Origin of the sequence: Methylomicrobium album BG8 (assembly GCF_000214275.2) — a bacterium.
Taxonomy (GTDB): domain Bacteria; phylum Pseudomonadota; class Gammaproteobacteria; order Methylococcales; family Methylomonadaceae; genus Methylomicrobium; species Methylomicrobium agile.
The window spans coordinates 2,563,736-2,574,622 of record NZ_CM001475.1; the positions used below are offsets into that span (position 1 = coordinate 2,563,736).

General features: G+C 54.2%; 7 protein-coding genes. 1 reads left to right on the forward strand and 6 read right to left on the reverse strand.

Going from position 1 to position 10,887, the window contains the following annotated elements:
- Positions 1 to 35: 35 nt before the first annotated feature.
- The 6 genes from METAL_RS11040 to METAL_RS11065 all read right to left on the reverse strand — a co-directional run bounded on the left by METAL_RS11040 (position 36) and on the right by METAL_RS11065 (position 8,889).
- Positions 36 to 3,248 carry a DUF748 domain-containing protein gene (locus tag METAL_RS11040; protein WP_005372327.1) on the reverse strand — a complete coding sequence of 1,071 codons (3,213 nt, stop codon included), beginning with the start codon at positions 3,246 to 3,248 and terminating at the stop codon, positions 36 to 38.
- Between the two features lie 95 nt (positions 3,249 to 3,343).
- Positions 3,344 to 4,627, reverse strand: a complete 1,284-nt coding sequence (locus tag METAL_RS11045) for an ammonium transporter (protein ID WP_005372329.1) — start codon at positions 4,625 to 4,627, stop codon at positions 3,344 to 3,346.
- A gap of 12 nt (positions 4,628 to 4,639) precedes the next feature.
- Positions 4,640 to 4,978 (reverse strand): P-II family nitrogen regulator, encoded by a 339-nt coding sequence (gene glnK, locus METAL_RS11050; protein WP_005372330.1) that lies wholly within the window; start codon positions 4,976 to 4,978, stop codon positions 4,640 to 4,642.
- Positions 4,979 to 5,253: 275 nt separating this feature from the next.
- Positions 5,254 to 6,621 (reverse strand): ammonium transporter, encoded by a 1,368-nt coding sequence (locus METAL_RS11055; protein WP_031431769.1) that lies wholly within the window; start codon positions 6,619 to 6,621, stop codon positions 5,254 to 5,256.
- Positions 6,622 to 6,643: 22 nt separating this feature from the next.
- A complete protein-coding gene (locus METAL_RS11060) occupies positions 6,644 to 6,982 on the reverse strand; it encodes a P-II family nitrogen regulator (protein WP_005372334.1) in 339 nt (112 codons plus the stop codon).
- A 551-nt stretch (positions 6,983 to 7,533) separates the two neighbouring features.
- Positions 7,534 to 8,889 carry a porin gene (locus tag METAL_RS11065; protein WP_005372337.1) on the reverse strand — a complete coding sequence of 452 codons (1,356 nt, stop codon included), beginning with the start codon at positions 8,887 to 8,889 and terminating at the stop codon, positions 7,534 to 7,536.
- Positions 8,890 to 9,322: 433 nt separating this feature from the next.
- On the opposite strand from METAL_RS11065, the gene glnA reads away from it, so the two are divergent.
- Entirely contained in the window at positions 9,323 to 10,732 is a 1,410-nt protein-coding gene (gene glnA / locus METAL_RS11070) for a glutamate--ammonia ligase (RefSeq protein WP_005372340.1), read from the forward strand.
- The last annotated feature ends 155 nt before the right edge of the window (positions 10,733 to 10,887 follow it).

Sequence of the window (10,887 nt, forward strand, 5' to 3'; positions counted from 1 at the left end):
TTTGGAGTATAAATCCCTATTCGACGCTAAACCGATCAATGCGCTTTCAACGATAACCGCGAAACGATCGCCTGCCCTTCCCGCTCCGGATTGATCGCGGTATCGAGAATGAACACCCGCTCGGGCGGAATGCCGCCCTGTTGAACGACATGTTTGGCGATAGCCTGGGCGCGTTTCGCGGCCAAATCCTTCAAACGCTCGATTTCCGGCTTGATGATCGTGAACAGTTTTTGTTTTGCCACTTCGTAAAAATCGCCCGCCTTCTCATCGATCAGGCGCGGTTTGCCGAACAACGAACGCTCCGCCAACAACGGAAATTTTTCGATGAACATCTGCGCCAGATAATCCTTGTACTCGCCGTCCGACAGTTCGATGTATTCCGTTCGTATTTTCTTGCCTTTTTTAGCGAGCTCGGCCGCTTTCAAGCTTTTTAACCGGTCATACAGCGCCGCGTCCCGCAAGGCCGGCCAGTCCTGTTCCACATAGGCCGCGCCCTTGATTTCGAGATTCAGCGCCGGCCGCTCCTTCAGCGCCTTCGCCAGATTGTCGAGTTTGGCCAGTTGGGCTTGATCCAGTTCGGCCTTGCCGGCTTTGAAGTCGATATGATCCAGATTTTCTCCGTCCTTGAACAGCGAAGCAACCGCTTTGAACGGCGAGGCAATCACCTTTTTCAGCGCGTTCATCAGCGCGTCGGCGACGAGAGATCGAATGCTGAATTTCGGATCCTCGAAGCTGCCGGTAATCGGCACGTCCAGTTTGATCCGGTTATCGCTGTCCTTCAGCAGGGCGACCGCCAAGTCCAGCGGCAACGACACCGCATTCGGATTTTCGACTTTTTCGCCAAGCTCGAACTGATCGATCAAAATATTGTTGGACGCGGTCAAGGCCCCCTTCTCGACCCGGTATTTCAGATCCAGGTTCAATTTGCCTTTTTCGACTTTATAACCGGCAAATTGCACCATATATGGACTGATCAGCGGCATCGGCAGGCCGTGAAAACTCAGTGCCACATCGTATTCGCCGCGATAGGGGCTCACCTCGCCTTGTATGTCGACCGGCGCCAGATCGTAGGCATTGCCTTTCAGCGACACTTTGACCTTGGATTTCTTTTCGGAAGAAAATCCTGTCGCGCCGCCGTTCAACTCCTTGATTTCGGCCGCAAAAGGCAAAATCAGCGAGAAATCGGCGAAATCGGACGAGCCGTCATGCACCCGTACCTGGTCGAGCCGGAAATACGGCTCACGCCCGTCATGCTTCGGATTGACCGTTGCGGGCTCGGCAGGTTTTTTGCCTCCGCTGTCCCCCGTCGACAGCACCTCGTTCATATTGACCGTCTTGTCCTTTTTGATCACGACCCGCGCATAGGGCTTTTCGATCAACAGGCGCCTGGCGGTATAACGGTTGGCCGATAGGTCCGCCTCAATCCCGTTCAGGGTCAGCTTCCGCCATTTGATGAAGTCCTTGTTCTGCAACTGGTCGCGCGTCACCAATTCTTCTATCCCTGCAAGTCCCCGAAATCTGACGTCGGGCTGTTCCCTGAACTGAGCATCCAGCTTGCCCTCCGCAAAGAAACCGCCGTCGATCACATCCAGGCGGGCGTACCGATCAACATAGTTCTGAAATTTATCGAGCATGATGTCCGCGATCGAAACATTCAATCGCGCGGTGAGTGGTTTGATCACGACATCGCCGTCCAGCTCGATCCGTCCGTGTTGGTTAAAGCCGGCGCTCAACTGCACGGGCAATTTGGCGCCTTCGGCATTGGTGAAATCGCGCAGCGTCAAATCGATCGGCTTGACCTGTATCGCGACCGGTTTAGCCCCTGTCCTGTCTTCGAAATTGACGCCGAAACCGGTCAATGCGGCCGATTTCAGCGCAATCTTCCAGGGTTGAATGCGTTTTTCGGCAGGCGGAGAAGCCGCCTTTTCGTCCGTCGCCGGCTTGCCGTTCTCCGGCAGCAGGGCCAGATAATTGAGTTTTCCCTCTTTAGTCAGCCAGGCTTGAATGTCGGCATTTTCCGATTTGACCGTTTTTATCGAAACCGCGCGCTGGAGTAGGTTAAAATCGATTCCTTCGCCGGCCAGGCTGCCTATTTTAACCAAGGGCCGATCTTGGGGATTCTCGGAAAATTCGCCGCCGCGAAACGCCGCCTGCCCATTCCGAACGGTCACGTTGAAACCGTTTTTCTCATTACCGATATTGCATGCCGCAGCCAGCACGATTTCGGGAATTTTCAATGCAGCCTTGGCCGGCCCGAAACCGGTCAAGACCACATCATTCAGTTTGGCTTCCGTTTTTTCGGCCGCAACCTGCCATTGCTGGCCGGCATAAGTGATTTGATAGCCGGCCTCCAGCGAAAAAGTGGAGGATTTGACTGTCAACCTCGGTGTTCCGGCAGACGCATAGGCGAAATTCTTCAGTTCGAATCGGCTCTTCGGAATATCGAGCGCCAGACCCTTCGCCGCCGAATAATCGAAACGGTATTCGGCCTCCAGCATTTCATCGCCCTGCAGGGTAAAGCTTAGCGTCTGCGGTAACGCCAACCCGGTCAGATTCTGCAGCTTGAGTCGGTCCAGCTTGAGACGGCCTTTCGAGAATAACGGCTCGATGCCCGCTTCGCCTTGCCAATCCAGCATTCCGCCCGACTTCAACACCATCTTTAAATGCAAAGAAAAAGGCTGATTCTCCGCCAGCGAAAACTTTTCCACAGTCAAGTCGATCGGCACGATTTCTTCTTTAACCGGTTTGCCAGACTGCTCGTCTTCCCAGAGCAATTGACCGTCCGCCAGCGCCAAACGGCCGATCTGTACGGGAAACAAAGCGTGCTCGCTCGTGGGCTGGGGTTTTTCTTTATCGGCCAATAAATCGGCGAAATTGAATTGGCCGTTTTTAAACCGGGCCAAACGGACGAAAGGTTTGAGCAGTTGCACCTCGTCGATCGTGAGCGCAGCTTCCTTTAGAGAGCGCCAGAGTTCGAGGTTGGCGGCGAAGCGTTCGAAGCTTGCGAACGACCGGCCGCCCTTTTCCTGCAAGGCAAAACCCTGTACGGACATCCGGAATGAAAAAGGATTCAGCTCGACCTTCGCGATCGATGCCTCCCGGCCGGTCAGTTCCTTGATCATTGCCGGCGCCTTGGACTTCACCAGATAAGGCACCGCATAAAAGCCCGCCAGCGCATATAAAAGCATGATGCTTACAGCAACAGCCAATCCTTTTAAAATCTTGGTCAACAAGGTTCGAGCCTTCATACGAGTCCTTCAACTATTCGTAGGTTAACATAGCCCTCGCCAATAAAAAAGGCGACCCGTAAGCCGCCTTTTTACTTTACCGAAACGCTTCCGGGCTATAAATTCACATAGCCGGTTTCTTCGTGCAACACCTGATCGAGGCCCTGTACTTCTTCATCGGCGGTTACCCGCAAGCCGACGAATTTGTCGATCAATTTCAACAATACAAAGCTGAAAAACGCGCTCCAGGCTATCGTTACCAAAATCGCCAGCGCCTGTACGCCGACCTGACTGCCGATCGTGACGCCTTCAGCCAGCCCCAAGCCGCCAAAACTGCCGGAGGCAAAGACGCCGGTCAGCAAGGAACCCGTGATCCCGCCGACGCCGTGCACCGGAAATACGTCCAATGAATCGTCGATCTTCAAGGTGCGCTTGACATATTGCGTCGCAAAGAAACAGACCGCGCCGGCCGCCACGCCGATCGCCAACGCACCGAAAGGCCCGACATACCCCGAAGCCGGCGTGATCGTGCCGAGACCCGCGACCATCCCGGTCACGATGCCCAATACGCTCGGCTTGCCGAAACGCCGCCATTCGATCACCATCCAGGTCAACGCGCCGGCCGCCGCGCCGATGTGAGTTACCAGCAGCGCCATGCCGGCGCGGCCGTCCGCGGTCAGCGCGCTGCCGGCATTGAAACCGAACCAGCCGACCCAAAGCATGCCCGCGCCGGTTACCGCCATGGTCATGTTGTGCGGCGGCATCGGCGTGGTCGGAAAGCCGCGCCGGCGGCCGATGACCAGCGCGGCGACCAGCGAGGCGACGCCGGCGTTTACATGAATCACGATACCGCCGGCAAAGTCCAGAACCCCCAGCTCCGCGAGCCAGCCGCCGCCCCAGATCCAGTGGCAGATCGGGACATAGACCAGGCACAGCCACAGGCCGCTGAACCAGAGCATCGCGGAGAATTTCATCCTTTCGGCGAAACTGCCGACGATCAGTGCCGGGGTAATGATCGCGAAAGTCATCTGGAACATGAAATAAACGGTTTCGGGCAGATCGTCGACTTGCGAAGCGGTGCTGATTCCGGGCAAGAAAGCTTTCGAAAATCCGCCGACCAGCTTCTGATAATCGCCGCCATTGGCGAAAATCAGGCTGTACGCGCCGGCCAGCCACAGGATCGAAACCAGGCAGGTAATCGCAAAACACTGCATCAGCACCGACAGCACGTTTTTACTGCGCACCAGGCCTGCGTAGAACAGCGACAGGCCCGGCAGCGTCATGAACAAGACCAAGCCGGTCGATGTCAAAACCCAGGCCGTATTGGCCTGGTTGATCGGATCGGCCTCCGCCGCGAACGGCAATAAAAGTAAGCTAAAAAAAAGTTGTTTAGGTTGCATTCTCTTTACTGATTAAATGGCATCCTCGCCGGTTTCGCCGGTTCTTATTCGGATGATTTGTTCCAGATTGGTCACAAAAATTTTACCGTCCCCGATCTTGCCCGTATTCGCCGCCTTCACGATGGTTTCGACCGCTTTGTCGAGTATGTCGTCCGACACCGCGATTTCGAGTTTCACTTTCGGTAAAAAATCGACCACGTATTCCGCACCCCGATACAATTCGGTGTGACCTTTCTGGCGGCCAAAACCTTTTACCTCGGTCGCGGTGACGCCCGCGACGCCGATCTCGGACAGGGCTTCCCTGACATCATCGAGTTTGAACGGTTTAATTATTGCTGTTATTAATTTCATAATGTCTCTCTGTCACAAGTAACGAAAAATTGACTTCGGAAGTTCGCCAATCATACACAATCCGTATTGATTTACAATTCTGCCATAAAATACAAAAAGCCCTACAAGAGGGCTGCAACAAAAAAGGCTCCTTCGCCCCCGAATCTGACACCGTACCGATCGTTCAGCCGGGCATTTCCGGCAAAGTCGTATTCACTTGCAACAGAACCGCAAGCCGGCCACGGAACGGAAAGGTTCGGTCCGATGGCCTGCCTGCATCGATGCGCTTTACACCATTATAAATGGTATGCCGTTTCCCCGTGGCTGGACACGTCCAGACCGACCCGCTCGTATTCCTCGCTGACCCTGAGTCCAATCAGCATGTCGACGAGCTTGTATGCGATGAACGCCACCACGCTCGACCAGACGATCGTAATCACGACACCTTCGGCCTGAACCAGAAACTGGCTGGCGATCGAGAAATCCTCGGCCCCCGTGCCTCCGAGCGTAGGCGAGGTAAATACGCCGGTCAACAGCGCCCCGGTGATCCCGCCGACGCCATGCACGCCGAACACGTCGAGCGAATCGTCTGCGCCCAGCATCCGCTTGAGCCCGTTAACGCCCCATAGACAGAGAAGGCCGGCAACCAGACCGATGACAATACCGCCCATCGGGCCGACGGACCCGCAGGCCGGCGTGATGGCCACCAATCCCGCCACGGCGCCGGAAGCGGCGCCCAGCATGGAAGCCTTGCCCTTGACCACCGCTTCGCCCGCCGACCAGGACAATACCGCAGCGGATGTCGCCAGGATCGTATTGATAAAAGCGAGGGTCGCGCCGCCGTTGGATTCGAGATTGGAACCGGCATTGAAGCCGAACCAGCCCACCCACAGCAGCGAAGCGCCGACCATCGTCAACGTCAGACTGTGCGGCGCCATGTGTTCCTTGCCGTAGCCGATCCGCTTGCCGACCAGATAAGCGCCGACCAGGCCGGCCATCGCTGCGTTGATATGGACGACGGTACCGCCCGCGAAGTCCAGCGCCCCTTTGCCCAGCAGATAGCCGCCCGCCCCCCATACCATGTGCGCGATCGGCAGATAAGCGAAGGTAAACCAGAGGGCGCAGAAAATCAGCACGGCGCTGAATTTGATCCGCTCGGCGAACGAGCCGACGATCAGCGCGCAGGTAATCCCGGCAAAAGTTGACTGGAATGAAATAAAAATGAATTCGGGAATCTTCACGTTATCGGTAAACGTATCGGCCAACGATTCTGTGGTAATCCCTTTCAGAAATACCTTGTCGAAATTCGCGATGATCAGCCCTTCGCCGCCAAACGCGAGGCTGTAGCCGTAAATCGCCCAAAGCACGCAGATCATCGAAAACACCACGATGACCTGCATCAGCACCGACAGCATGTTCTTGCTGCGCACCAGGCCACCGTAAAACAGGCCGAGTCCAGGCACTACCATCATCACGACCAGAATGGTCGAAATCATCATCCAGGCCGTATCGCCCTTGTCGGTCGTCACCGCCGCCGCGGATGCCGGCGGAACCTCGGCCGCTGCGGTTTTTGCAGGTTCTGCGATAGCCTGAGTTTCGGCAAGCGAGAGGCCGGCAAAGCCCAGCAGAGTGAAAAAAATCAAAGTCGTTATAATACGTTTCATAATTCCGTCCTTACCTCTATGCTTAAAGGGCGTCATCGCCGGTTTCTCCGGTACGAATCCGGATTACTTGTTCCAAGGTCGTCACAAAAATTTTGCCGTCACCAATCTTGCCGGTTCCCGCCGCCTTGGTTATCGCCTCGACCGCCTGATCGACCAATGCAGAGGATACAGCCACCTCCACTTTGGTTTTCGGCAAAAAGTCTACGACATACTCGGCACCGCGATATAACTCGGTATGTCCTTTTTGACGACCGAAGCCCTTGACTTCGGTAACGGTAACGCCGGTAACCCCGATTTCTGAAAGCGCCTCGCGGACATCATCCAGTTTGAAGGGTTTAACGATTGCTGTGATCAGTTTCATAAATTGCCTCTTGCTGAATAAAAAATGATTCCGCATCAATCCAAAGCAATGATTATGCCAATATTTAATGATCCTAATCCGATACGCCGGCAGTCCCTCCGAACAGTGAACTGATCAGGCACAGTTCTCATAAGTGAAGGTTCGAAAAGCCAGCCTCTTTTGCCCGTCTTCCACAATGGATATCGCCCCATATCGCCATCAACAGAAGGCTTATGATCCTCTAATTGACTCTTCCTATTGCGAATATGGCTACGGCAAAAAGCGGTTTGCATTTCCGATAGCAAGAGTAGATACCAAGCATTAATGCACCGTTTCTGTCCATTTCACCCCTAAGCGCCCCATATTGGTGCTTCCGAAGAACCTTAATGGATAAATCATGTATCTATTGAGCCCGCAAAATGTCCCTAAATCTTCATTTTGGCGCAGAGAGATATACGGGCTCAACACACAGGAAATGCAGGAAAAGGCGTATTCAGTGGCGCGTCCCAAAAACAAAATGCGCCCATAGAGGGCGCATTTTGTTTTAGCTTTTAAATTACGTACGGCTTAGCTTAGAAGCTGATCGTAAAATCCGTCGAAAACAGGAACTGATCCAGTTTGCCGGTCGTTGCACCGGTATCGCCGAAAGGCCGGGCGCCATCGGCCCAGTCGTAACGTACGTTCGGACGCAAATTCAGCCATTTGAGCGGTTTCCAGTTGATGCCTGCCGTTACTGCATAATAGCTGGAAGGCGCGCCGGTCGACAGGAAATTGCCTGCTGCCGCGAAGCTGTTACCGCTGCCGTCGGTTGCCGCCCCAACCCGTCCCGGAGAAAAGACCCGAAACCCGTTCTGATCGCGGAACCATTCGCCGCGCACGCCCGCCGTCAAGGTATCGCTGATGTCATAGTACAAATGGGTGTTGATGCCGTACCATTCCGCATCTTCCACTCCGTTCGCGGTCAAGACGCCGTTGGCGTATCCGTGATCGTGCTGCAACACCCAGTGGGTCTTGTCGCCGACGTCCTGCTTCAACACCACGCTGTACATGCCCCAGCCCTTGCTGCTTTGTTCCGACGTCCCGCCGTAGGTACCGGTCACGTTCAGAGAGGTTCCCGAATCCGCATTGGTCCAGGTCGCGCCGGCAATGCCCGCCCAGTTGCCCAAATGTTTGTCCCAGCCGCCGTCCCAGCCGCCGGTCGCGCTGCCGGTCACCGCGCCGCCGACCACGGACCAATGATCATCGATCGTATAGCTGCCGAGAATACCGGTATGGGTAAACGGCTCGCCGTACTGCATCGTGTAGGCGTGCGTGTAGAAAAAGTTATCCGGCGCCGGCACCGTTTCATAACCAATCGGGGTGTAGAAATGGCCAGCCTTGATATTCAGACCGTTGCCGATCGGCAGATAGGCTTCCAGGTAGGCCTGTGGAAATGCCAAATCGTAGAAACGGTTGTCGTTGCTGTTGAGTAAATTCAAATCCCAATGGTTTCGGTTCAAAGGCAGCCCGGAATTTACGTCGAATGCCGGCACGCCGTAGGCCTGGGTAAAAAGCGCGTCGGTGCCGAACATCACGTCGAAACGAAAACCCAAATCAAAACTGTCACCTTCCGTCGCGACTGCGCGCTGGAGGAATAAATTCAACTGATTCAATTGAAATTCCCCCGAGCGGTCGCCGAACGTCACCGGCCCGTTGAAATTGTTTTCCGGACTGATCGAGTTATAAGTAATGCCGGCATTCGCCCAACCGCCTACCGTAAGCCCGTACTTTTTCATAAAGGAACTGCCGTTCGGATCGCCTGCCGCTTCCAGGAGCCGTTCCGCCTCGGTCAATGTAGCGGCGTTGATCGCGCCCGCGGCCGAGTAAAGTACCAGTCCTAACGCCAAAGGTTTAAAACTGGCGCGATCATTGCTTTGATATTTTTTCATGGTGATAGCCCTGCATTAGATTATCTTGGTCTGCCAATGAACATTACGGCTAAACCATCCGATTGCCCAACATTGGGACCAATCATTAGCGCGTGATGTACCTGAAAATGTACAAGCAATATTAATGCCAGTTGCTTTACGGCAATATTTTTTGCCAAAATACAACATAAATTCATGCTAATTGGTATGTATGAACCAGACCCACCCCTGAATAGGGAAAAACATTGCGCACCATGATTGTGCATTTTTCTTTTATTCGCACCATAACTAGGCTTTTTTTAAGGAAATCCATTACCTCGCCCATTTACCGTTCTAAATTTTTTCAAGCGAAATAAGTTCAATTTTTTTTGTAGCTCATTCGACAAAAAAAATGTTATCGTAGTCCAGTTTGGCTAAACCATTTGACACAAACCGATCTCAGGAGACTAAATAGATGTCTGTAGAAAATGTATTAAAAATGATTAAGGATAACGACGTAAAATTCGTCGATTTCCGTTTTTGCGATACCCGCGGCAAGGAACAACACGTCACTTTCCCAGCTCACACCATCAGCGAAGACACCTTCGAAGAAGGCAACATGTTCGACGGCTCGTCGATCGCTGGCTGGAAGCATATCAACGAATCGGACATGATTTTGATGCCGGATCCGACCACTGCGGTCATGGACCCGTTCTATGACGACGCCACGCTGATCCTGCGCTGCGACATCATCGAACCGAAAAACATGCAAGGCTATGAGCGCGATCCGCGTTCGATCGCGAAACGCGCGGAAGCCTATCTGCAGTCCACCGGCATTGCGGATACCGCCTTGTTCGGTCCTGAAAACGAATTCTTCATTTTCGACGATGTACGCTGGGGCGCGGACATGAGTGGCGCTTTCTTCAAGATCGATTCCGAAGAAGCGGGCTGGAACTCCGAAAAAGTGTATCCCGACGGCAACATCGGCCATCGCCCAAGTGTAAAAGGTGGCTACTTCCCGGTTCCGCCGGTCGACTCCCTGCAGGACATGCGTTCCGCGATGTGCCAGGTTCTGGGTGAAATGGGCATGACAACCGAAGTGCACCATCACGAAGTGGCAACCGCAGGCCAATGCGAAATCGGCGTAAGATTCAACACGCTGGTTAAAAAAGCCGATGAAGTGCTGGCATTGAAATACGTGGTTTCGAACATTGCTCACGCTTACGGCAAAACCGCCACCTTCATGCCGAAACCGATGGTCGGCGACAACGGCAGCGGCATGCACGTGCACCAATCGCTCGGCAAAGGCGGCGTGAACCTGTTCACTGGCGACCAATACGGCGGCCTGTCCGAACTGGCACTGTACTATATCGGCGGCATCATCAAGCATGCCAAGGCGTTGAACGCTTTCACCAACGCTTCCACCAACAGCTACAAGCGTCTGGTTCCGGGCTTCGAAGCGCCGGTCATGCTGGCTTACTCCGCACGCAACCGCTCTGCGTCGATCCGCATTCCGTTCATTACCAACCCGAAGGCCCGCCGCATCGAAGTGCGTTTCCCGGATTCGACCGCGAACCCCTACTTGGCATTCTCGGCGATGCTGATGGCCGGCCTCGACGGCATTCAAAACAAGATCCATCCGGGCGACGCGATGGACAAGGACCTGTACGACCTGCCGGCAGAAGAAGCAAAAAGCATTCCGCAAGTCTGCCATGCATTCGACCAGGCGCTGGAAGCACTCGATCAAGACCGCGAGTTCCTGACCCGCGGCGGCGTCTTCACCGACGACGTAATCAACGGCTACATCGACCTGAAGATGGCCGAGGTCACCCGTCTGCGCATGAGCACCCACCCTGTCGAATACGACATGTACTACAGCTTGTAAAATCTTTTAACTCGCTTCCTTGCTCCACAAAAACGCCCCATCTTGGGGCGTTTTTTTTCGCCCTGCCCTATAATAATTCCCTTCGAACGCTCGGCTTCGTCCAAACCCGCATTTTTTCGCACTTTTTTGTGCATTGGTCTGTAAATTGCTAACAA